The following is a 23,094-nucleotide window of genomic DNA, read 5'->3' as shown; positions in this document are numbered from 1 at the left end:
AAACGATACTGATAACCGGCTCGACCGACGGAATCGGTCTCGAAACCGCCAAGGCGTTGAGCCAGTCAGGGCACAATATCCTGCTGCACGGGCGCAATGCGGCCAAGCTGGCTGACGCCAAGGCCAATCTCGAAGCCATTGCGGGCCACGGTTCCGTAGAGACCTATGACGCCAATCTGTCCGATATGGCCGCCGTCGAAGCTTTGGCCGTGGCGGTCATGGCGCGGCACGACCGGATCGATGTGCTGATCAACAATGCCGGTGTTTTTGCGGTTCCCGATCCGCGGACAGCGGCGGGCCTCGATATCCGCTTTGCCGTCAACACGATCGCCCCCTATCTGCTGACCCGCCGCCTTCTGCCCATATTGGACAAGTCCGCGCGTGTGGTGAACCTGTCGTCGGCGGCCCAGTCACCGGTGGACCTGGATGCGCTCGCCGGGAATGCGAGCCTTTCCGACAGCGCCGCCTACGGGCAGAGCAAGCTCGCCCTGACCATGTGGTCGCGTAGCCTGGCGCAGGAACTCGCACCCGATGGCCCGATGATTGTCGCGGTAAATCCGGGCTCGTTTCTCGGCACGAAAATGGTGAGAGAGGCCTATGGGTCCAAAGGCAATGATGTCGGGATCGGCGTCGATATTCTGGTACGTGCCGCCCTGTCCGACGAGTTCGCCGAAGCATCCGGCCTGTATTTCGACAATGACAGCGGCCAGTTTGCCCGCCCTCACCCCGACGCGCTCGATCCCCAAAATGCGAAAGACTGATGCTTGGTCTCGACGCGATATTGCAGGATATGGCCAACGAGACGAAAGCATCATGAGCCATTCCCCCAACCCGTTTCGACCGAGCCAAGGAAAGACGCCATGACCATCGCCGTAACCGCAGCGTCCGGACAATTGGGCAGCGCCATCATTCGCGCTCTGCCTCGGATGACGGATGAACCACTCGTCGGTCTGGCCCGGTCTCCCGATAAGGCCGCCGGGCTCGGCGTCGAAATCCGCCCCGGCGACTATGCCGATCGCGAACAAATGGAAAAATCGCTCGCCGGAGTGGACACATTGCTGCTGGTTTCCGGCATGGCCGCCCCCGATGAACGGATCAGGCAGCATCGCAATGTCATCGAAGCGGCACGCGCCAATGGAGTCCGGAAAATCGTCTATACCAGCATCCAGGGGGCAGAGACCGGCACCGCCTTTTCCCCGATCGTGCAAAGCAACCGCCAGACCGAGGCAGACATCCGCGCGAGCGGTCTCGACTGGGCGATCGGTCGCAACGGCATCTATATCGAGCCGGACATCGACTATCTGGAAAATTACAAGACCAGCGGCGAGATCGCCAATTGTGCCGGTGACGGCAAATGCGGCTATACCACCCGCGACGAGCTTGCTTTCGCCAATGCCAGAATGTTGACAGAGCCGACCCATCACGGCCAGACTTACCGGCTCCACGGCGAGCCGATCAGCCAGACGGAACTGGCAGCCTATTTCAACAACGCCTTCGGTACCGATCTACGCTATCGCGCGATGTGCGTCTCGGATTACCAAGCCGAACGGATCGATGCGCTCGGTAATTTCATGGGTACGATCATCGCCGGTATCTATGAGGGAATCCGGCTCGGCGCGCTCGAGACGGAAAGCGAATTCGCGAAAGCGGCGGGCCGGCCGCATCAAGGCTGGGATGATTATTTCGCGACTTTCCGACGCTAGTCCCTCTCTGCATCGATCCGGTGCAAGATTGTCAGACAAAAAAGAGGCGTGCCAGCCTCGCCAGCACGCCTCTTTTTCAATTCTCTTGTAAACGTCAGCTCAAAGGCAGCGGGAGTCCCGAACCGGATCGCTCGAATCGCGCGTGTTCCAGGTACCGGACGGGGTCTGGTATTTTTCGCCAGGCGCTGTCCGCATGATCAGGTTGCAGCCCGAGGTGAAGGCAAATTGCTCGACCGTCGAATTGGTTTCCTGGGCCTTGCGGGTATAGGCCGCCTTGCGCTTGATGTTGATCTGCTCGACCAGCGCCTTGATCGCAGGCGTAGGCGAGGAAACATAGCCGAGATAACCGTCCGGTTTCTCGCCAATCAGACCTGCCGACCGGGCTGCTTCATAGGCCGGATCGCGCTGCGCCATAACCGGCGCGGCAACAACAGCTGTCAAAATGAGCCCGCCGATAACGGCCAAGGCCTTGTTTTCTTTACTTGTTCAAACATTAGAAAATATCCGCTTCCTCGTTGATCAGGTCTTTCGCATCACCGTCGAGGCGATACACCACTTCCTGTTTGATATTGATATTGAGATTGATGACAATCGGCTTGTCCGGTGCAGTTACCTGCACGCAGGCTGACAGCCCGGTCACAGCTCCCAATATCAGACCGATGGTGGTTAAATTCCTCATATTGCTACGAATCGCACCATATGAACGATCCGTCAATTGGCTTGTCTGATAAAGCATCATCGCTTTCCCTCGGCTGAATGGACTATTCATCGTCTTCCAGAATTTTCACGGCGGCCTTTGCCCGGGCTTCTTCCGCGCGCAGCAGGGCTGGCAAATTCTGCCCGACCAGAATTTCCGGCTCATAATAGGATTTGGCGCTACTCATCAGCTGCATGAAGGGCGCCTGTATCCGCACATTGAACTGGATGGGAATGCGGGCGAGCTGCTTGGTGATGAAATTGCGGCTCGCACCATCGCCCTGCTGCAATCCGTCAAACTTGACCTCGGTGATAATTTCACCCGCGATATCACCGTCCATCCCGATCGTAAGATTGCGATATTTGATCGACCTGAGCGCGTTGAAGGCGAAATTGGCCATCGTGCCCATATCTTCATAAGTCAGTTCCCCGACATAAGCGAGCGTACCGCCCCCGTCGCGCGCCACCAGATAGCCGCCGACAATCCGGCCACCATCCTGATCGAAGACCATCGGCAGCTTGCCGTCAAACACGCCGGACGCGGTCATATTCTCGAAGTCGAACTGGGTCAGGAATTGCCCGGCGTCGACGCCCTCGACGGTGAACTGCAAACGGCGCTCGGCTTCTTCGCTCAGATCAAGAATCGTCGGTTCGAGATAAAGCTTGCCGCCCGCGAAAGGCCATTCCCCTGCCTCTACCTGCAATTTGAAATCGGGCAGCAGACGATAACGGATCTGCCCGTTGAACACCGCGACGCCGGGATTGACCTCGGACAGGTTCAAAATCTGCCCCGGCCGCGTTTCCAGGGCGAGCAGATCGGAAAATTCTATCTCGCCCGCGAGACCGGTGACCGGACCGAAAGCAGCCGCGAGGTTCAGGCCATGCGTGCGGAAAGCCCCGGTACTCTTTATCCCGTTTTCGGAGGCATCCCAGTCGATCCGGCCGGCACCGGAAATTTCGCCCTGGACATTGGCGACCACACCCAGAGTCAGCGGAGTCAGCTGTTCGGGCTGCAGCCGGTCGTTGAAGATCAGCGACTGGACGTCGATCAGCGCCCTGCCTTCACTGCTTTTCAGCCGATGGGCAATATCGATTGCGGCGATGGCGGTGAGTGTTTCCGGTTCGCGTAGCCAGCCGGTGGCCGTCAGATCATTGCCGTCGAAGCCCAGCTTGACGTCGTTGCTGATCAGGGGCCGGAATCGCTCCACCGGCTGCTCGTCGCGGACCAGCAGGCTAGCGTCGGCCAGAAATTGGCCATTTTCATAGCGCCAGTCGCCTTCGATCTGCTCCATCAGCAACGGCACATTGGCAACCTTGCCGGACGCGCCTTCGATCCGCCCGTTGATCGTCTTGCCGAACGCGGCGCTCAGCACAGCCATGTCGAGGCGGGTCATGCTGTCATCCGCACCCAAGCGGACGCTGACATCTTGCGCGGTCAGGCCCTTAGCGAGCGAGAATCCCAGCGCTCCGCTGGTAATGGCCAGCGGTGTCTTGCCAACCGCACCGTCCAGTTTGAGCGACGGCGCATTGGCCGCGATATTCACGCCGGCTCCGCTTCCGGTCACGATGGCGCTTCCCTGCGGGCACAGGCGCGCGCTGGTCGGGCCGGCGGTCAGGGATGAAGTGCGCAGACTGGCAAATTGCAAGTTGATACACTGGCGGAACAGCGCGAAATCGCCATTTCGGCTGATATTGCCGCTAACCGGTATCTGCAGTCCGGTAAGCTGTCCGTCGCCGACCGGCCCGGTCAGGATTATCCGTCCATCGATATTGGTGCCGCCGTGCCGCGTCGGGGAAAAGGCGAGAGCCGGAATTTTCAGCTGCGCCGAGCCGACCTGATAATTGGCCATTTCCAGCCGACCGGAAAATCCGCGCGACAGGCTGCCATCGTCGAGCAGCAGTCTCGCACTGGGGAAACCGCCACCGGCCAGCTGGACGGGTCCATCCGCCAGCATCCGGATATTCTTGTCGGTAAACACCAGCAGCAAGGGATCGGTGAGGCTCACCGAAGCGCCGGAACGCGAGCGGGCCGCCGCCGTGTCAAAGGCAAGAGTCGTCCGCTCCAGCGTTCTGGAAAACTGGATATCGCTGGAGATGTCAAACCGGTTTCCGGCCTGCTGGACCGCTTTCGCGATCCGGTCCGCGATCGGACCGACCGGCGTCCCGGCAACCGACGAAGACAGGCTGGCAGCCTGCCGCAACAGGCTTCGCGCGATCTGGACGTCGCGTATTTCCGGTTGGCCGGCAAAGCTCGCGGTCAGCGTTTTTGTGCCATAACCTAATGAAAATGGCCCATCGACCTGCGAAATGGCGGCCTTGCCATAAGGGGATTGCAATCCGCTCGCGGTGAGAGCGAGTTCGCCATTGCTCTGTTCCAGATCTCCGGAGAAGCGCACAGATGCCTTGATTTCCTGGCTGCTAAAGTCGGCATAGCGGAGCGGGCCGCCTATCAGGCCGACATCGCCGGACCAGCTCGCCAGATCGACACCAAGATCGACCGAGAGCCGTGCGGCAAAATCTTCTGCGCCCAGATCAAGATCGTCGCAAAAGACGACTGGCAGGCGCAACGGCCCCTCCAAATGAGGCCTTTTCGCGCGTATCGCAATCTCGCCAAAGAAGGTCGGCTTCTGCAAGGCACAGCCGCCGGCATCCAGCCGGCTGGCGATCGCCGCAATTTCTCCGGCGAAACCATTGTGCAACTCGCCCTGCCCGTTGAGCGCCACCCCGATAGCACCATATTCGCTGTCGATCCGAAGTTTCGCGTCGTTCAGCCCCAGCCAGATATCCGGCAGCGCGAGCGGGCTGTCATCTTCCGGATCAGAAAATTTGTCGATCTCGCCAAAGCTGATCTTGCCATCCTGCACCCGCCCGAACAGCTTGACGCCGCTGGCGCTGACCCAGTTGATGCCGACACCGCCCAGAGTCAGGCTGTTGCCGACCTCGACCAGATCGGCGGTCAGGTCCGGCCGCTGCGGATCGCCGATCACCAGATTGCGGATGACCTGTTTGCGCAACCCGATTTCCTCGATCTCGTAGCTGGCCGCAATGTCCATCTGTTCGAGCTGCGATTTGACGAAATTGTCGGCCAGCGTCGTTCGACTGACCCAGAGGGCAATCAGGCCAAGCAGAATCAGAACAAGCAAAATCCCGCCGAACAGTCGAAACCGGGAGCGGCGACCGACGGGGTCATTGGCGATTTCTTCTTCCATCGCAGATGAAATGCAGAAGTCTGCCTTAAGTTGCAATGTACAAGTGTCGGCGCGCGCGGTTTTTCCAGCCGGCCGGGAAATTGGACATTTTCGGCCTGCCGTCCGCTTATCGGCGAAGTTCCTGATTTGTTCTGGTAATGGCTAGCCCATGACCAAGGCACAGGAAACCCGGTCAGGACCGCCAAAGGCGGGCAGCGGGCATCGCGCCCGGCTGCGCCACCGTATTTTGACCGGTCAGGGCGATAGTCTGCACGATCACGAGCTGGTCGAATATCTGCTCGCGCTGGCCATCCCGCGCCGCGACACGAAGCCTCTGGCCAAGCGATTGATCGACGAGTTCGGCGGCTTGTCGCGCCTGCTGGTGTCCGACGCCGACGCATTGCGGAATCTGCCCGGCATGGGAGAAACCAGCGTGGCTGCGCTGAAGATCGTGCAATTGGCGGCGCTGCGCCTGCTCGCCGAGCCGGTGCGGACCCAGCCGATCCTTTCCAGCTGGCAGGCCTTGCTCGACTATCTGCGCGCCGACATGGCGCATCTGGCCCATGAACGGGTGCGGGTCCTGCATCTCGACAGCAAGAACCGGCTGATCCGCGACGAGCTGGTCAGCGAAGGGTCGATTGACCAGGCCGCCATCTATACAAGAGAAGTCATCAAGCGTGCGCTGGACCTCGGATCAGCAGCGATCATCCTGGTCCACAATCATCCCAGCGGTGACAGCACCCCCAGCCGGCAGGATATTGCGATCACAAGGGACATTTGCGCCGCCGGGGCGACATTGGGCATTGCCGTTCATGACCATATCATCATCGGCCGGGACGGCCACACATCCTTCCGTTCGAAAGGCTGATTTGACGGGCGCTCAGATCACGCCCCCGTTGACGCGCACTATCTGGCCATTGATCCAGCAGCCGTCCGGCCCGACCAGCACGGAAACGGCACGGGCAATGTCATCGACTTCACCCAGCCGACCGAGCGGGATCATCTGCTCGAGCCGCTCAATCATTGCCGGGGCCTTGCCTTCGAGAAACAGCTCGGTCGCGACTGGCCCCGGTGCCACGGAATTGACCGTAATCGACCGGGGTCCAAGCTCCTTCGCCAGAATATGCGTCAGAGCCTCCACTGCCGCCTTGGTCGCCGCATACACCCCATAAGCAGGCAGATATAGTCCGACGACGCTGGTAGAAATATTTACAATACGACCACCATCTCGCAGCCGCTTCGCAGCCTCCCGAAGCCCGTTGAACGTGCCCTTGAGATTGACCGCCATCAATTCGTCGAAATCTGTGTCATCGACTTGCGCGACCGGCGCGAGCTTCATGATGCCGGCGTTGTTCACCAGCACATCGACACCGCCAAATTCCGCCTCAGCGGTATCGAAAAGATTTCTGACAGCCCGCGGATCGGCGACATCCGCCTGCGCAGAGATCGCGCGTCCCCCTGCGTTTACGATTTCGTCGACCAGTTCGGCCGCGGCTTTTTCGCTGCCGGCATAGTTTACGACAACTGCCATGCCATCGCTTGCCAAACGACGGGCTATGGAAGCGCCGATGCCGCGGGACGCGCCCGTTATGATTGCGACGCGATCGGATGAAATGCTCATCATGTTGTTCCTGTTAAAGTAAAGTGGGTCCGGGCCAGACTATCGATGATTGCGGGTCGCCGGTATCAGCCATTGGACCGACACCGTCGCCGATAGATAGCGGGCTCCCTCATCTATATAGGAACGCCTTTAATAAAGGAACATCGGCATGCCCTCGACCTGGATCAGATTGGGGCGATACAGATTTGCGTCATAGAGGCCCGACACATTGACGCCCTTGCTATCTTCCAGCAGCGTGCCGATCGGCACGACGCCGTAATTGCCGTCGGTCAGGCACACCATATTGGCCATCCGGTCCTGCTCGATCAGCTGGACCGCCAGCGCGCCAAAGGCAAAGCCGACCATCCGGTCCATCGCGTCCGGTTCCCCTGCCCGCATCAGATAGGCCAGTTCTTGCACGATCGTCCGCTCGTCGCTGCGCGCCTCGATTTCCCGCGCCAGCTGGGTGCCGATATTGAGGCCCGTGCGACTGGTGTTCGACTTGTTGATCTCGTCGGCGAAATCCGTCGCGCCGGACAGTCTGGCGCCTTCCGAGACCAGACATATCGCGTAGGATTCAGGATTGGCCTCCTTGTCACCGAGCAGCAGGGGCAGGAGCACGTCCATATCCGCCGGCACTTCGGCAATCACGGTCCGGTCGGCCTGCGAGAGGAAGCCGGACAACAGCGCCGTCTCGCCGGACCGGCGACCGAACAATTCGATCACGGCAATCCGCTCGTGGCTCGCCGCCGTCGTCCGCAGCGAATTGATCGCCTGCACCGATCGGGTGACGGCCGTTGAAAAACCGATGCAATAGTCGGTGCCATAGACATCATTGTCCATCGTCTTGGGCACCGAAATGACATTGCGACCGAGGCTCGACAGATAGGCCGAGAAACGCAGCGTCCCGTCGCCCCCCATGGTGATCAGGACATCGACCGCGAGAGCGTCGAGAATATCGAGCACCTTTTGCGTCTGGTCGCCCTTGTCGGTCACCCGCGGGTCGCAGCGAGAGCTGTGCAATATCGTGCCGCCCTGCCGGTCGATGCCGCGCACCCGCTCTTTGTCCAGCATCATCACGCTGTTTTCATTGGCCCAGGGATCGGCAGGATCGATTTCCAGCACGCCTTCCCAGCCGCGGCGCAGACCGACCACATCCCAGCCGCGTTGCCAGGCCGACGTCGCGATCGACTGGATGCAGGGATTAAGGCCCGGGACATCGCCGCCGCCGGTGAGTATAGCCAGACGCATTTTATTCTCCCTGTTTCCGCCGCTGCATTGCCGACTCAATTCGTAGGTGCTAGCGGGACGGCAAATCAAGGCACTTCATTGCCGTAATCATCCTCTTTGTCCAAGGACCAAAAATGATTCCACGCTATTCCCGCCCCGAAATGGTTGCCCTCTGGGAACCCGAATCCAAATTCCAAATCTGGTTCGAGATTGAGGCGCACGCCACCGATGCTCTCGCCGAACTGGGCGTGGTGCCGAAGGAAGCGGCAGAAGCGATCTGGGCCAAGGGCAAGTTTGACGTTGCGCGGATCGACGAGATCGAACGCGAAGTGAAGCATGACGTCATCGCCTTCCTGACCAATGTTGCGGAAAATGTTGGCGAAGAAGCGCGCTTCATGCATCAGGGCATGACTTCCAGCGACGTTCTCGACACCTGTCTCGCGGTGCAGCTGGCGCGCGCCTCGGATATCCTGCTCGCCGATATCGACGCATTGCTCGCCGCGATCAAGAAACGCGCCTACGAGCATAAGTTCACCCCGACCATCGGCCGCAGCCACGGCATCCACGGCGAGCCGGTGACCTTCGGTCTGAAGCTGGCGCAGGCCTATGCCGAATTCGAACGCAACCGCGAACGGCTGGTTGCGGCGCGTAAGGAAATTGCCACTTGCGCCATTTCCGGCGCGGTCGGCACCTTTGCCAATATCGACCCCAAGGTCGAAGAACATGTGGCGGAGAAGCTGGGTCTGGAAGTCGAGCCCGTCTCCACCCAGGTCATTCCGCGTGACCGCCACGCCCAATATTTCGCGACTTTGGGCGTGATTGCCTCGTCGGTCGAACGGCTGGCCGTCGAAGTCCGCCATCTGCAGCGCACCGAAGTGCTCGAGGCCGAGGAATATTTCTCGCCGGGCCAAAAGGGCAGCAGCGCAATGCCGCACAAGCGCAACCCGATCCTGACCGAAAACCTGACCGGTCTCGCCCGTATGGTCCGCAGCTACGCTCTGCCGGCGATGGAAAATGTCGCCCTGTGGCACGAGCGCGACATTTCGCACAGCTCGGTCGAACGGATGATCGGTCCCGACGCGACCATCACGCTGGACTTTGCCCTCGGACGGCTGACCGGCGTGATCGAGAAACTGCTGATCTATCCCGAGCGGATGCAGAAAAATCTAGATCGCATGGGCGGTCTGGTCCACTCGCAACGCGTGTTGCTTGCCCTCACCCAGGCCGGCATCAGTCGCGAGGACAGCTATCGCATCGTCCAGCGCAACGCGATGAAAGTCTGGGAATCGGACGGCGAAATCGCGCTGCTCGACCTGCTCAAGGCCGATCCCGACGTCACCGCCAAACTGTCTGACGCTGAACTGGAGGAACGGTTCAACCTCGATTATCATTTCAAGCATGTCGACACGATCTTCGCCCGCGTGTTCGGCGAATAGCGCGCTATTCCAGGCCTCTATATGCTGTCTGGCCACCCGGCTTTTTTAGGACTAGGATAGTTGCCACACGGAATATAAGGTGAAGCATGCAATTTATCAAAATCCTGTTCTGGGTTCTCCTGCTCGTCGCAACCTTCATCTTCTGGTGGACCAATGAGGCCCGCGCGTCGCTTGATCTAGGAGCTGCCATTGTCGAAGCGAGGGTTTCTACCTTCGTCGTTGGTGCCTTCCTGCTCGGCTTCGTGCCGACGTGGTTGCTGCTGAGAGGATCGAAATGGCGGCTGTTGCGGCGGATCAAGACGCTGGAAAATGCGGCAAGACCGGCCGCTGTTCCAACAGCCGCGCCAAGCCCGACACCAGCCCCCGCACGAGCGCCGAAGACGGTGGCAGAACCCGCACCGGCCATATCTCCGGTCGATAGCGAGAAAGCAACCGGCGCATGACCAACCCGATTTTCGTCGCAATCGACACACCCGACCTCGACCGGGCCATCGCGATTGCCCAGTCGGTCAAGGGCCATGTCGGCGGGTTGAAACTCGGTCTCGAATTTTTGCGCCCATGGCCATCATGGCGTGCACGAAATTCACAAGCTCGGCCTGCCGATCTTTCTAGACCTCAAGCTGCATGACATTCCCAACACCGTCGCCAAGGCGATGCAGGCGATCAATGTGCTGGAGCCCGCGATCGTCACGATTCACGCTTCGGGTGGCCGCGCGATGATGGAAGATGCCAAAGCGGCTGCGAACGAACATACAAAAGTGGTCGGCGTTACCCTGCTGACTTCGCTCGACGAACGGGACATGGCCAAGATCGGCTATGCCGGCACCCCGCATGATCAGGTCGAACGGCTGGCCGGGCTTGCCCGCGAGGCCGGACTGGATGGCATCGTCTGCTCCGGTAATGAAGTCGAAGCGGCGCATAATATCTGGAAAGACGGCTTTTTCGTCGTCCCCGGCCTGCGCCCCAAGGGTGGCGCGATGGGCGACCAGAAACGGGCAGTCACGCCAAGGCAGGCGCGCGACAATGGCGCGAGCGTGCTGGTGATCGGCCGGCCGATTACCGGCGCAGAGGATCCCAACGCCGCCGCGCGGGCGATCGAGGGGACGCTTTAATCAATCTCGTCATCCTGAACTTGTTTCAGGACCTCCACCGGCGCAACGCATTCTCACGGGGTCCTGAAACAAGTTCAGGATGACGATTAACGCTTGCCTCGCTAAGACCCCTCGCATGAAAACCCAAATCAAGATCTGCGGCCTCTCCACCGAAGCCGCCATTGACGCTGCTATCGATGCGGGCGCCGACTATATCGGCTTCGTCCATTTCGCAAAAGCCCGCGCCATGTGTCGCTCGAACGAGCCGCCGCATTGCGCACCTATGCGGCACAGCGAGTCAAGACGGTGCTGCTGCTCGTCAACGCCGACCCCAAGGCCACCGGTATGGCAATCAGCGTGGTCAAACCGGACGTCATTCAGTTCCACGGCAGCGAAACGCCGGAATGGCTGAAACTGGTTGCGGACAACAGCGACCTGGAAATCTGGAAGGCGCTGGGCGTGAAGGACAAGCCGACGCTGGCGAAATCCAGCCGCTATGTGGGCGCTGCCGACCGGCTTCTGTTCGACGCGCCAGCCAAGGCGCTGCCCGGCGGCACCGGCACCTCGTTCGACTGGTCGCTGCTCGCCGGTCATGACCATCAGATCGACTGGGGCCTCGCCGGCGGCCTCGACCCGGACAATGTGGCCGACGCGCTGACCGCCACCCATGCCCCGCTGGTCGACGTCTCCTCCGGCGTGGAATCGGCGCCCGGCGTCAAACAGGTGGACAGAATCGCCGCCTTTTGCCAAGCGGTGCGGGACTTTGATGAAGCCGGATAGCATCCGTTCGTGTCGAGCGCAGTCGAGACACAGGCCACCCGCAGATGCATCTCGACTTCGCTCGATGCGAACGGAAATATCGAACCCATGAACGACACACCCCCCAACAGCTTCCGCAACATGCCGGATGACCGCGGCCATTTCGGCGAATTTGGCGGACGCTATGTCGCCGAAACGCTGATGCCGCTGATCCTTGATCTGGAAAACATTATCGCGCGGCGCAGGCCGACCCGGCGTTCGAGGAAGAATTCAACGACCTGCTGCAAAATTATGTCGGCCGCCCCTCGCCGCTCTATTATGCAGAAAGCCTGACCGAAGAAGTCCGCAAGGATGCGCCCGAGGGCAAAGGCGCACAAATCTGGTTCAAGCGCGACGAGCTCAACCACACCGGCGCGCACAAGATCAACAATTGCGTCGGCCAGATATTGCTCGCCATGCGCATGGGCAAGACCCGGATCATCGCCGAAACCGGCGCCGGCCAGCATGGCGTGGCGACGGCAACCGTCTGCGCCCGCTTCGGCCTGCCCTGCACCATCTTCATGGGCGCAACCGATGTCGCGCGGCAGAAACCCAATCTGTTCCGGATGAAATTGCTCGGCGCGGAAGTCGTGCCGGTGACCAGCGGCGCGGCGACGCTGAAAGACGCGATGAACGAGGCGCTGCGCGACTGGGTCGCCAATGTCCACGACACATTCTACATCATCGGCACCGCCGCCGGTCCCCATCCCTACCCTGAACTGGTCCGCGATTTCCAGAGCGTGATCGGCAAGGAAGCCCGCGCCAGATGCTCGACCGCGTCGGGCGTTTGCCGGACATGCTGGTCGCGGCGATTGGCGGCGGCTCCAATGCCATCGGCCTGTTCCATCCGTTTCTCGATGATCCGGACGTCAAAATGCTGGGTATCGAAGCGGCGGGCCATGGTCTCGACAAGGAGCATGCGGCGAGTCTCGCAGGCGGCGGTCCCGGCATCCTCCACGGCAACAAGACCTATTTGCTGCAGGACGAAGACGGCCAGATCACCGAAGCCCATTCGATCAGCGCCGGCCTCGACTATCCCGGCATCGGCCCCGAACATAGCTGGCTGAAAGAATCCGGACGCGTCGACTATGACAGCGCCACCGACACCGAAGCCCTCGACGCCTTCCAACTGCTCTGCCGCACCGAAGGGATTATCCCGGCGCTCGAGCCCAGCCACGCGATTGCTGCGGTGGTCCGCGAAGCGGTGAAGATGGATCGCGACAAGATCATATTGGCGAACCTGTGTGGGCGTGGCGACAAGGATATTTTCACCGTTGCCGAGGCGTTGGGGACGGAGATATGACGTTGAACGCACACACCTTCTCCCTTGAGGGAGAAGGATACGGAGCCTTGCTTCGGAACGAAGCTAGGCGCAGTTGGATGAGGGTGCACTGCCATCGAGAGTTGGCAGACCCTCACCCAGCTCCAACTAGGCAGCAAGCTGCCAAGTTTGCGCAACCCTCTCCCTTGAGGGAGAGGGCATCATGACCTGTCTCTCCCAATCTTTCCGGTCCGACCGCGCGGTACTCGGCGGCGAAGCGATCAAGATGGATCGCGACAAGATCATCCTGGCGAACCTCTGCGGTCGCGGCGACAAGGATATTTTCACCCTCGCGGAAGCGCTAGGAACGGAGATTTAGTCCAGTGAGCGAGGGCTTCCATCAAAAACTGCTCAACTGGTTTTGCAGTGTAACGCTTTCGCTCTTCGCTGCTTCGTTACCGCCGTTGTTTTTTGGCTTATTGATCTCCCTGATCTGGCTGAACGAGGTATTTTGATTAATCTCGCCGATATAGCTGGACCGTTCGGGGAATCCCTTCTTTTCTATGCTGTTTTGCTTCCCCTGTTTTTATTTTGGCACATGTTTGATTTTGCACAACGAGGAATGCCAGAGATATCGCTGGTCGCCAAACTAACAAAATATCGGACTTTCTTGTGGCTGATGATCGCTGTGATCTTGTTGTTCTTGTTGATGGATTTGGGATTCCTTCAGTATAATAGCTGTGATCGACTGGATGACGTACTCTACCATCAGTGCATTGTTGGGCCGTCGCTCTGGCTTATGATACCCTGGATAATTGCAATTGGAATTGCTGCCATCCTGTGCCTCATCAAAGCAATCGTCTCCACCCGTTCTATTTTCAAGAAAAACCCATGACCCGTCCCTTCCCATCCGACCGCGCGGTACTCGTCAGCGAAGCGGTCAAGATGGATCGGGACCAGATCATCCTGGCGAACCTGTGCGGGCGCGGTGACAAGGATGTTTTCACCGTCGCGGAAGCGCTGGGGACGGAGATATGAATCGGCCCAGACTTCGGCATTCTGACGCATGACCTCAGAATACAGACAGAAGCTTTTGAACTGGTTGACCAGTATGGCCATTTTGATGGCAGTGACTGTATTTTCGTTAGCAGCAAAATGGTTTCTGGGTTTATGGATGATGACCAGCGTCAATACCACTGACAAGTTTGCTGATATTGCCGGTCCAATGGGGGAGGCTTTTTTAGCTTATCCCATTTTCTTTCTACCGCTATTGGTTTGGCATTCATTTGACTTCATACAAGAGCAAAAACCCAACTCCCGTTGGGCAGCAAACCTTAGTTCTTATCCGCCCCTCTTGGCAAGTATCGCAATATCAGGGATTGCATTCATTCTGATCTCCTCTGGCGAATTCACAGTTATGCATTGCCCCGAGCCAATGGGTCCCGAGTTTGGATTCCAGCATTGTTTTCATGGACCCGCTACTTGGCTAAACTTCCTTTTCTACATGCCCTTGCTGATTTCATTTTTGCTCTGCATCAGTAAAGCAATATTCTCCATTCGAACCTATCTCAAGAAGGTCATATGACCCGTCTCTCCCAATCCTTCCCCGCAAACCGCGCAGCGCGCGGTGCGCTTGTCGAGGGTCGCAACAAGGATATTTTCACCGTCGCGGAAGCGCTGGGGACCGAGATTTGAAGCGAGTCAGGCGTATCGGATGGGTTTTACTTGGGCTGGCATTTGTCCTAACGTCGATCGCGGTTGGCATTCGCTATACTGTTGGAGGCGATACGGCCGACATCATTACAGCCGGCGGAGTATCTGCATTTTCGCTTGGTTTCATTCTGTGGATGATTTCCAGCGTGACCCGTCTGGCGAAGGGCGATGTGCGTCTCCGACCGTGGAATGCGCTCAAGCTCATGCCAGCATACTTTGCTGCGTTCGCTGCATTACGCTTTGGCGCATGGGCAATCTTTTCTGAGATGGAATATAATTTTGCGGATACACTCATTCACTCAATTGTGCCAGCACTGGTCCTGAGCTTTTATTCTACCGCGTACCGGAGTCCCACATGAATCGCATCGCCACGACCTTCGCCACCGCCACCACGCAGCGCTCGTCACACTTGTCCGGGACGGCGAGAACGATATTTTTACTGTCACCGAGGCTTTAGCAGCGGAGATATGACAGCCTAATAGCCCTGTCCCCTTCAAGGGAGAGGGTTGGGAGAGGGGAAAAATGACGAGGATGCAAAAGTGATGGAAGCAATAGATTTCGTCTCTGTCTACTTTTGGTCATGGTCGTCGTCCTGATGCTGGCGTTCTTCTATTCCACACAAGGCAAATATGAATTACCGGAGTCCTATCAAGCTTCTATCCGGCGAAGTGGTAAAACTGCGCTGTTCGGGGCGGGAGGCTGGGCCTTCGCCAGTTTCCTTGACACCGGCCTGGCAATCGAAAAATGGGACCTGAATGTGCCATTTTTCATACTGCTTCTTTGTTCCGTCATAATCTTGATCGAATGCTCGATCTTACGGCATCGCAACAGGCAAAATTCTTTATGAGCCGCCGCCGCAAAGCAGCTCAGAAAAGGGCTAGGGAGAATGAATCGTCTGGCGTGGATATGTCCCGAGAATCGAGACTGAGATTTGCGCCGAAAGAGGGTTTATTCTGGCTATTGGCTGGATTTCCCATATTTTTCCTTTTGCGGCTGGCTGGCCAGTTTGTGATCGGCGATGTCGAGAACCTGCAAAATATATCATTTGGGCAGCGTTTATGGCGGTGGCTTTTGCCTTGCTTTCTACCTTTACCAAAATACTCGGCAAATGACCCGCCTCTCCCTACCCCTTCCTGGCAACCGCGCAGCGCTTTTCAGCAAAGCGGTGAAAATGGATCGGGACCAGATCATTGCGGAGGCAACAGGGAGGACGGATTGAATAGCGATACTGTCACCAGTGGTCTGCGCGGGCTTGCGATATCCCTTGCCGTAGTCATTTTCCCCTTCGCCCTGATTTTTCTGGCATCAGACATGCTGGCGGATCTTCACACCGTTTCTGACGCCCGGTGGTTGGGAGAGTTTTTCCGGAAAAGCGCAATTTCCCGAGCAACGATATGCATCATAATCTTCGCCATTTACTGGATATTTTCCGGTTTGCTTGGCAAAGGTCGCATAGATGATATCAAATCGGCCAACCTGCTTCTGACAGTTTCCTTCATCATAATATGGGGGATGACTGCGACGTCCATATTTCCAATTCTGCCGCATTTTGACAGCCTTTGTGATACATTCCCATATTCAGGGAAGGTTTCCCTGTTCGAGCTTCACAAATGCCCGACGAGTGAAATCACCCACCGGGTCGTAAACATCTTGTTACTCTTACTCGTCCTGTCTAGCGGTATTGTGAGAATCATTCTGTCCAGACGAAGGCACATTCCAATATCATGACCCGTCTCTCCCAATCCTTCCCCGCCGACCGCGCGGCCCTCGTCACCTTCGTCACCGCTGGCGATCCGACCCCGGCCGATACCGGTGCCATACTCGACGCGCTGGTCGAAGGCGGTGCGGATATCATCGAACTCGGCATGCCGTTCACCGATCCGATGGCCGATGGCCCCTCGATCCAGGAAGCGGATATCCGTAGCCTTGCAGCGGGCACCAAGACCGCTGACATCTTCAACATGGCGAAGGAATTTCGTCAGCGTCACCCGGACACGCCGCTGGTGCTGATGGGCTATGCCAATCCGATGACGATCAGAGGCTCCGAATGGTTCGCCGATGCCTGTGTCGACGCCGGTGTCGACGCCGTGATCTGCGTTGATATTCCGGTCGAGGAAGATGAAAGCCTCGGCGACGCGCTGCGCGCCAAGGATGTCGCGGTTATCCGGCTTGCGACGCCGACCACCGATGCGGAGCGTCTGCCACAGATATTGAGCAACGCCAGCGGCTTTCTTTACTATGTCTCCGTCGCCGGGATCACCGGTCAGCAACAGGCGGCACAAGCAAGCATCGAAGAAGCCGTCACGCGGCTGAAAGCGGGCACCGACCTGCCGGTCGCGGTCGGCTTTGGCGTGCGGACGCCCGAACAGGCTGCCGATATCGCCCGCGTCGCGGATGGCGTCGTCGTCGGCTCGGCGATTGTCGAGATTGTCGGCGAACATGGCAAGGATGCCGCGCCCCATGTCAGGGACTATGTAAAGTCGCTTTCCGATGCTATCAGGGCCGCCGGAAAAATTGAAATCGCACACCGTTCGTGTCGAGCGCAGTCGAGACACAGGCGGCACACGCAGACATCTCGACTGCGCTCGATGCGAACGGAATAGAGGAATGATAATATGAGCTGGCTAAGCAATGTCCGCAACAAGATCGCTTCGATCACCAAGCGCGAAACGCCCGATAATCTCTGGCACAAGTGCAAGAAATGCGAAGCGATGGTGTTCCTCAAGGAATATCAGGACAATATGTCTATCTGCCCGAAATGCGACCATCACGGCCGTATCGGGCCGATGACCCGCTTTGCCCAGATCATGGATGAAGGCAGCTGGAAGCTGATTCCCTGGGCACCGGTGCAGGAAGACCCGCTGAAATTCAAGGACCAGAAAAATATACCGACCGGCTGAAAGAGGCCCGCGCCAAGACCGGCGAACAGGATGCGCTGATCAACGTCAAGGGAACGATCGAGTCGATCCCCTGCGTCGTCGGCGTGCAGGATTTTGCCTTCATGGGCGGCTCGATGGGGCTGGCCGTCGGACAGGCCTTTGTTGACGGGGCCAAGCGCGCGCTGAAGGACCAGTGCCCCTATATCATCTTCACCGCTGCTGGCGGCGCGCGGATGCAGGAAGGCATTTTGTCGCTGATGCAGATGCCCAAGACCACGGTGGCGATCTCGATGCTGCGCGAAGCGGGTATCCCGTTCATCGTCGTGCTGACCGATCCGACCACCGGCGGCGTCACCGCCAGCTATGCAATGCTCGGCGATGTGCATATTTCCGAGCCCGGCGCGATGATCGGCTTTGCCGGCCAGCGGGTGATCGAGAATACGATCCGCGAGAAGCTGCCGGAAGGGTTCCAGACGGCGGAATATCTGCTCGAGCACGGCATGGTCGACATGGTCGTGCACCGCAAGGAACTGCGCGAGAAGCTGGCCCATGTCATGGGCTATCTGATGGCATGGAAAGACGCGGCCTAACTCCCCCTTCCTGCTCGCGGGAGGGGTTAGGGGTGGGAGCATCCTCCATGACCATGGCAGCTTTTTCGAATATTCGGGCCCACCCCCGCCCCCTCCCGCGAGCGGGAGGGGAGTAGATGGCAGACGGCGCCCGTTCCGATTGCCCGGCGGTCCAGAAACAGCTCGACCGGCTGGAAATGCTCTCTCCCGGGCGCGATGTGCTGGGGCTGGAGCGGATTCGCGAGATTCTGGCGCGCCTCGACAATCCGCAGGATGGATTGCCCCCCGTTTTCCACGTCGCCGGCACCAATGGCAAGGGCTCGACCTGCGCCTTTCTGCGCGCGGCGATCGAGGCGGAAGGGCTCAAGGCGCATGTCTATACCAGCCCGCATCTGGTCCGGTTCAACGAGCGGATCCGGCTGGCCGGCAAGCTCATCGAGGACGACTATCTCGCCACTGTGCTCGCCCGGGTTCTCGACAGCAGTGAGGATATCAACCCGAGCTTCTTCGAGGCCACCACCGCCGCCGCCTTTCTCGCCTTCTCCGAAACACCCGCCGATGCCTGCATCCTGGAAGTCGGCCTCGGCGGCCGGCTCGACGCCACCAATGTCATCACCAGCCCGGTCGCAACCGGCATAGCTGCGCTCGGCATCGATCATGAGGGTTTTCTGCTAAGTCCCGAAGAGGGCACGCCGGACGATCCGATGACCCGCATCGCGTGGGAAAAAGCCGGTATCGCCAAGAAGAACGCGCCTTTGCTCACGCAAAAATATGCGGCGGAAATGCTGCACGCCATCGCCGACCATGCTGCAGATGTCGGGGCGCGACATTTTCCCCGCGGCGAGGAATGGGATGCGGCGATTTACGAAGGCCAGCTCCATTACAGGGATCATGCAGGAAAACTCAACCTGCCCCTGCCCGCGCTGGTCGGCGCCCATCAGGCGGACAATGCCGCGCTCGCCATCGCGATGCTGCGCCATCAGGACCAGGTCAAGATTTCCGATGCCGCGCTCAAGGCGGCCATGGGCTGGGCGCAATGGCCCGGCCGCATGCATTTCCTGATCGCCGGACCGGTCACCCATCTCCTGCCATCCGACGCGGAAGTCTGGGTCGACGGCGGCCATAATGTCAGCGCCGGCCTGGCGCTCGGCAAATATTTTGCCGACTATGAAGCGGGATCAATCGATCTGGTCATCGGCATGCTGTCCAACAAGGACCCGGCGGCGATCATCGCGCCGCTGCACGAAAAGCTGGCCAGCGTGACGGTGATCCCAGTGCCCGGCCATGAATCGCATGTTCTCGCTGATTTTCCGGAAGCGGGTGCGCCGATGAAGGACGCGAGCGACATTACGGCTGCGCTCCAGTCCCTGTCAAAAGGATCCGGCAAGACAGTCTTGATTGCAGGCTCGCTCTATCTGGCGGGCGAAGTGCTGAAAGCGAATGAACAAATCCCCGATTAGGCGCCCTTCAACGCGGTCTGATCAATCCCCGACCTGGCCCCAAGACGCGAAATGCGTATCCATTCGATAATGCAGATTATCACTGCGATTCCACCCATGAGCGTGGTCAGGATGAATACCTGGAAATAACCCTGCTCCTCGATCATTTGGCCCAGTGCACCGCGGCCCAAGGTCCCGATCAGCATCGTAAGCGATGAAAGAAGCGCGTATTGGACCGCGCTATAGCCCTTGGCGACAATCGACGACAGATAGGCGACAAAGGCTGCTCCGGCGATACCGACCGCAATATTCTCACCGGCAATCGCCATCATCAGCTTCGCAAGCCCGGCATCCCCGCCAAGATTGGCAACCAGCCAGGTAAAGCCGGTTAAATCACTGACCGATTGCACCACTGCCCCGCCTCTAGCCAGATCGGCGTAGAGCAAGTTGGTCGCAGCTGCGAGCACAGCGCCCAGGGTAAGGGTCAACATGCGGCCCAGAGTGGTGAGCATATAGCCACCAGCCGCGAGACCGATCATCAACGCGCCGATTCCGAAGAACTTCGACGCCACGGCCACTTCGTCCTTGGTATATTGAAGCTCGCCCAGATAGAACGGATAGGCAAAGCTACCCCAGATAGAATCCGTGATGCGATAAGTCAGAACCAGACCCAATATGACGATCAGCGCCCAGCCCAGCCGACCGACAAATTCGGTGAGAGGAAGTACCAGCGCGCGATAGCCATGATCAAGAAACCGTCCGGCGGTCGATTCAGCGGGGACATCCTTGGTCAGAAGATATTGGCCCTTGCGTTCCAGGCGCACCAGAAATGCCGAAATGAGGACGGGAATGACAACCGTTGCCACTACGATCAACGGCCCCATCGTTGAGATGAATGCGACGGAATCCGGTCGCGTCTCCGGATCGCTTCCCAGCGACCTGACCATGAAGGTTCCGACCGTCAGCAAGGCCCAGCCCCACAGGATTGCCACAGCTAGCAGCGCCCATCCACGAACACGTGGATCAAGCTGGCCGGCTTTCCGCAGGCCGTGCTCGTCGGCCATTTCAGTGGCGGTCTGAACCTTTGTCTCTGCATCGGGCGCAAACAGGCCGGCAAAACCGATCAGAAGCATGACCGCTCCCATCGTCAGGTAAACGGTAGGCCAGTCGGTCCGCTCCGCAAGAAAGAGGGCGAAAGCACCACCCACGAGTGCGGCGATCCGGTACCCCATTTGATAAACGGTCGAGAGTATATCTATGGTTGCGACTTCATCTGCGACATCGACCCGCCATGCATCGATGACAACATCCTGCGTAGCTGACGCAAAAGCACCTATTCCCGCCAGCAAGGAAAACCATCCGATGGACGAAACTGGATTCAGCATCGCGAGAATAACCAGAATCGCACCGAGCAATAGTTGCGCCGTAACGATCCATTGCTTGCGCTTTCCCAGCTTTTTAGAAGCGGAACGTCGATCCGGTCAAGCGCTGGCGACCAAAGAAATTTGAATGCGTAGGCCAATCCGATGAGCGAAAAAACGCCCATTGTTTCTAGATCAACCTCGGCATCGGAGAGCCACGCATAGAGAGTCCCGAGAAGTAACGCGTAAGGTAAGCCTGCTGCAAAACCAAAGATTGTCATGAACAGCGTTTTGCGATTGCCCAGCGATGCAATGACTTTGCGCCAACCCGGCTTTTCGTTTGTTTCCGATGCGGTCACCCGGTACTCCTTAACCCGTTAACTATCGCCACTTAACGGTTATCTCGGGAAGTCCAAAATGAATTCGCTGCCCCTCACCCTCCAACCAGCTTCGCGGCGACAATCGGTCCAGCCCCCGGCCGCTGCACGATGATCGCATAGCGGTCCGCGCCACTGATGTTCAGATCCTCGCGCGACAGGACAAATCGCGCCGGCTTGCCACGCCAGCTGCCGAGATTGCGCTCCGCCTTGACCACATTGACATAATGCATCGTCCGCCCGCCATTTTCGCCCCGCCCCACGCGCACGATCTCCGACGAGCTGAGCGCAATCAGGGATACGCCGGCGAGATAGGCGGACCGGCCGCTGATCGTGACGATCATCCGGCCCTTGCTGTCGGTCGAAGTGCCGATCCGTGGCCCGTTCCGGTCGGCCCGCCGGACCAGCGAGCGGACGTCATTTTCCCGCGATCCAACCGCACTGCCGGCGCCGTTGACCACCATTTGCGGGGTGTAGACCCCCGATCCTTCATTGCCCTTTGCCGCATAGGCCCGCTGCAAGCGCGTATTTTCCTCACGGGCCAGCGTGTCTTTCCAGCCGAGCCGGTCCCAGTAGGTCACCGACCGCGTGATCACCAGCAGGGAGCCGTCTTTTGCCAGCCGTCTGGCGAGCATATCTGCGGGGGGACAGGACGAGCATCCCTGGCTGGTGAACAGCTCGATGACGACGGGATTGGAGCTTTCGCCATCATCGGCCACCGCAACCGCGCTGGCGGCAGCGATCGGCGCCAGTTGCGCGCCGACGATGCCGGCAAATGCCGATCCGCCAATTAACGCGCCCATGATGATCTTGCTCATTTCCAACTCCGAACGGGTGACAATAGCTGTTCGCGGCCATGAAACCAGAGGTTACAGATTGCAGCCAGCGCATTTTTCCGCCATGGAACCGCCCATGACCGAAGAGAAACCAGCCAAGATATATCGCGCAAAACCGACCCCCGGAGCGAAGGCCCCTGCAGCCGCCAAAGCGCCTGCGAGCGATGTGCGCGAAGGGCAGCGCATTGCCAAACTCCTGGCCCGCGCCGGCGTGGCCTCGCGCCGCGAAATCGAGCGGATGATCGAGGCCGGACGGATCGAGCTGAATGGCAATCTGGTGGAACATCCCTCGCTACTGCTCAAGAACCTGACGGGGATAACGGTGGACGGCAACCCGGTTGCCGAACCGGCCCCGGCCAAACTCTATCGCTTTCACAAGCCCAATGGCTATCTGACCGCGGAACGCGACTTTTCCGGCAAGAAGACGATTTATGACGTGCTTCCCGAAATGGAGCGGATCATGCCGATTGGCCGGCTCGACATGAACACCGAGGGCCTGCTGCTGATGACCACCGACGGCGAGTTCAAGCGGCAGATGGAATTGCCGAAAAACGGCATCGAACGGTCCTACCGGGCGCGGACCTTCGGCGATATCACCCAGAACCAGCTGGAAGAGCTGTATCGCGGCATTACCATCGAGGGCATGCATTATGGTCCGATCACCGCCAATCTCGAACGGCGCACCGGCCGCAACCAATGGATCGAGCTGACGCTGACCGAAGGCAAGAACCGCGAAGTCCGCCGCGTGCTGGAACATTTCGGTCTGGAAGTCTCCCGCCTGATCCGCACCCGCTACGGCCCGTTCGTGCTCGGCGATCTGGAAAAAGGCCAGATCGAGGTCGTGCGCCAGCATGATCTGGTGCAGTTCAGAAAATCACTAAAATGAGCGACCGCGCGTGCGTTATAAAATCCGTTCG

The 23,094-nt window shown here is 58.9% G+C and carries 24 protein-coding genes and 3 pseudogenes; 19 read left to right on the top strand and 8 right to left on the bottom strand.

The annotated features are described in order from the left end of the window. Both C8024_RS01880 and C8024_RS01875 read left to right on the top strand, forming a co-directional pair. The coding region (locus C8024_RS01880; RefSeq protein WP_173202735.1) for an SDR family NAD(P)-dependent oxidoreductase at window positions 1-761 on the top strand (761 nt) is incomplete at its 5' end. A 99-nt stretch (window positions 762-860) separates the two neighbouring features. Beyond that, window positions 861-1,703 carry an SDR family oxidoreductase gene (locus tag C8024_RS01875; RefSeq protein ID WP_173202734.1) on the top strand — a complete coding sequence of 281 codons (843 nt, stop codon included), beginning with the start codon at window positions 861-863 and terminating at the stop codon, window positions 1,701-1,703. Between the two features lie 99 nt (window positions 1,704-1,802). On the opposite strand, the gene C8024_RS01870 is transcribed toward C8024_RS01875, so the two are convergent. The 3 genes from C8024_RS01870 to C8024_RS01860 all read right to left on the bottom strand — a co-directional run bounded on the left by C8024_RS01870 (window position 1,803) and on the right by C8024_RS01860 (window position 5,542). Beyond that, window positions 1,803-2,117, bottom strand: a complete 315-nt coding sequence (locus C8024_RS01870; protein ID WP_173202746.1) for a YdbL family protein — start codon at window positions 2,115-2,117, stop codon at window positions 1,803-1,805. A 79-nt stretch (window positions 2,118-2,196) separates the two neighbouring features. Beyond that, a complete protein-coding gene (locus tag C8024_RS01865) occupies window positions 2,197-2,382 on the bottom strand; it encodes a YnbE family lipoprotein (RefSeq protein WP_100095733.1) in 186 nt (61 codons plus the stop codon). An 82-nt stretch (window positions 2,383-2,464) separates the two neighbouring features. Beyond that, complete coding sequence (locus tag C8024_RS01860) at window positions 2,465-5,542, bottom strand: YdbH domain-containing protein (RefSeq protein ID WP_217271923.1); 3,078 nt, start codon at window positions 5,540-5,542, stop codon at window positions 2,465-2,467. 214 nt (window positions 5,543-5,756) lie between these two features. Between C8024_RS01860 and radC the strand changes: the two genes are divergently transcribed. Further along, a complete protein-coding gene (radC, locus tag C8024_RS01855) occupies window positions 5,757-6,455 on the top strand; it encodes a DNA repair protein RadC (RefSeq protein ID WP_173202732.1) in 699 nt (232 codons plus the stop codon). Between the two features lie 12 nt (window positions 6,456-6,467). Here the strand turns inward: radC and C8024_RS01850 are convergent, their stop codons facing one another. Continuing rightward, window positions 6,468-7,208 carry an SDR family oxidoreductase gene (locus C8024_RS01850; RefSeq protein WP_173202731.1) on the bottom strand — a complete coding sequence of 247 codons (741 nt, stop codon included), beginning with the start codon at window positions 7,206-7,208 and terminating at the stop codon, window positions 6,468-6,470. A gap of 129 nt (window positions 7,209-7,337) precedes the next feature. Continuing rightward, window positions 7,338-8,438: a 6-phosphofructokinase gene (locus C8024_RS01845; RefSeq protein ID WP_173202730.1), complete on the bottom strand. Its 1,101-nt coding sequence runs from the start codon at window positions 8,436-8,438 to the stop codon at window positions 7,338-7,340. Between the two features lie 113 nt (window positions 8,439-8,551). Between C8024_RS01845 and purB the strand changes: the two genes are divergently transcribed. The 15 genes and pseudogenes from purB (at window position 8,552) to C8024_RS01770 (ending at window position 19,624) form a co-directional block, all read left to right on the top strand. Then, a complete protein-coding gene (gene purB, locus C8024_RS01840) occupies window positions 8,552-9,853 on the top strand; it encodes an adenylosuccinate lyase (RefSeq protein WP_173202729.1) in 1,302 nt (433 codons plus the stop codon). 86 nt (window positions 9,854-9,939) lie between these two features. Next, complete coding sequence (locus tag C8024_RS01835) at window positions 9,940-10,296, top strand: LapA family protein (RefSeq protein ID WP_173202728.1); 357 nt, start codon at window positions 9,940-9,942, stop codon at window positions 10,294-10,296. Next, a pseudogene (gene pyrF / locus C8024_RS01830) lies at window positions 10,293-10,965 on the top strand (orotidine-5'-phosphate decarboxylase). The gene C8024_RS01835 and the pseudogene pyrF overlap by 4 nt, the downstream one beginning before the upstream one ends. A 228-nt stretch (window positions 10,966-11,193) precedes the next feature. Continuing rightward, window positions 11,194-11,724, top strand: a complete 531-nt coding sequence (locus C8024_RS01825; protein ID WP_367947091.1) for an N-(5'-phosphoribosyl)anthranilate isomerase — start codon at window positions 11,194-11,196, stop codon at window positions 11,722-11,724. Between the two features lie 87 nt (window positions 11,725-11,811). Continuing rightward, window positions 11,812-13,045: pseudogene (gene trpB, locus C8024_RS01820) on the top strand (tryptophan synthase subunit beta). Between the two features lie 181 nt (window positions 13,046-13,226). Further along, complete coding sequence (locus C8024_RS01815; protein WP_173202633.1) at window positions 13,227-13,382, top strand: hypothetical protein; 156 nt, start codon at window positions 13,227-13,229, stop codon at window positions 13,380-13,382. Window positions 13,383-13,514: 132 nt separating this feature from the next. After that, entirely contained in the window at window positions 13,515-13,898 is a 384-nt protein-coding gene (locus C8024_RS01810; protein ID WP_173202727.1) for a hypothetical protein, read from the top strand. Then, window positions 13,895-14,041, top strand: coding sequence for a hypothetical protein (locus C8024_RS01805; RefSeq protein ID WP_173202632.1), 147 nt, complete (start codon window positions 13,895-13,897; stop codon window positions 14,039-14,041). The genes C8024_RS01810 and C8024_RS01805 overlap by 4 nt, the downstream gene beginning before the upstream one ends. 28 nt (window positions 14,042-14,069) lie before the next feature. Beyond that, window positions 14,070-14,588: a hypothetical protein gene (locus tag C8024_RS01800; protein ID WP_173202726.1), complete on the top strand. Its 519-nt coding sequence runs from the start codon at window positions 14,070-14,072 to the stop codon at window positions 14,586-14,588. 106 nt (window positions 14,589-14,694) lie between these two features. Further along, window positions 14,695-15,075 carry a hypothetical protein gene (locus tag C8024_RS01795; protein WP_173202725.1) on the top strand — a complete coding sequence of 127 codons (381 nt, stop codon included), beginning with the start codon at window positions 14,695-14,697 and terminating at the stop codon, window positions 15,073-15,075. A 221-nt stretch (window positions 15,076-15,296) separates the two neighbouring features. Next, complete coding sequence (locus C8024_RS01790) at window positions 15,297-15,563, top strand: hypothetical protein (protein WP_217271922.1); 267 nt, start codon at window positions 15,297-15,299, stop codon at window positions 15,561-15,563. Then, window positions 15,521-16,444, top strand: a complete 924-nt coding sequence (locus C8024_RS01785; protein WP_173202723.1) for a hypothetical protein — start codon at window positions 15,521-15,523, stop codon at window positions 16,442-16,444. Before C8024_RS01790 ends, C8024_RS01785 begins: the two co-directional genes overlap by 43 nt. Next, window positions 16,441-17,319, top strand: a complete 879-nt coding sequence (gene trpA / locus C8024_RS01780; protein WP_173202722.1) for a tryptophan synthase subunit alpha — start codon at window positions 16,441-16,443, stop codon at window positions 17,317-17,319. The genes C8024_RS01785 and trpA overlap by 4 nt, the downstream gene beginning before the upstream one ends. A 12-nt stretch (window positions 17,320-17,331) precedes the next feature. After that, a pseudogene (accD, locus tag C8024_RS01775) lies at window positions 17,332-18,185 on the top strand (acetyl-CoA carboxylase, carboxyltransferase subunit beta). Window positions 18,186-18,301: 116 nt separating this feature from the next. Further along, window positions 18,302-19,624 carry a folylpolyglutamate synthase/dihydrofolate synthase family protein gene (locus tag C8024_RS01770; protein WP_173202721.1) on the top strand — a complete coding sequence of 441 codons (1,323 nt, stop codon included), beginning with the start codon at window positions 18,302-18,304 and terminating at the stop codon, window positions 19,622-19,624. Here C8024_RS01770 and C8024_RS01765 read toward each other — a convergent pair. From C8024_RS01765 to C8024_RS01760, 3 genes are all read right to left on the bottom strand, one after another. Next, the gene (locus C8024_RS01765; protein WP_254305465.1) at window positions 19,621-21,018 is read right to left on the bottom strand and encodes an MFS transporter; all 1,398 of its coding nucleotides are present in this window, start codon (window positions 21,016-21,018) and stop codon (window positions 19,621-19,623) included. The genes C8024_RS01770 and C8024_RS01765 overlap by 4 nt on opposite strands. Then, on the bottom strand, window positions 20,982-21,323 hold the full coding sequence (locus C8024_RS20750) for a hypothetical protein (RefSeq protein WP_254305464.1): 342 nt from the start codon (window positions 21,321-21,323) through the stop codon (window positions 20,982-20,984). Before C8024_RS20750 ends, C8024_RS01765 begins: the two co-directional genes overlap by 37 nt. A 74-nt stretch (window positions 21,324-21,397) precedes the next feature. Then, entirely contained in the window at window positions 21,398-22,159 is a 762-nt protein-coding gene (locus tag C8024_RS01760) for a thioredoxin family protein (RefSeq protein ID WP_173202720.1), read from the bottom strand. A gap of 94 nt (window positions 22,160-22,253) precedes the next feature. Here C8024_RS01760 and C8024_RS01755 point away from each other — a divergent pair, with 94 nt between their 5' ends. Next, window positions 22,254-23,063 carry a pseudouridine synthase gene (locus C8024_RS01755; RefSeq protein WP_240616788.1) on the top strand — a complete coding sequence of 270 codons (810 nt, stop codon included), beginning with the start codon at window positions 22,254-22,256 and terminating at the stop codon, window positions 23,061-23,063. The last annotated feature ends 31 nt before the right edge of the window (window positions 23,064-23,094 follow it).

Source organism: Sphingopyxis sp. BSNA05 (genome assembly GCF_013265645.1).
GTDB lineage: Bacteria > Pseudomonadota > Alphaproteobacteria > Sphingomonadales > Sphingomonadaceae > Parasphingorhabdus.
The sequence above is the reverse complement of the archived record's forward strand: the minus strand, read 5'-3'. Positions and strand labels throughout refer to the sequence as shown.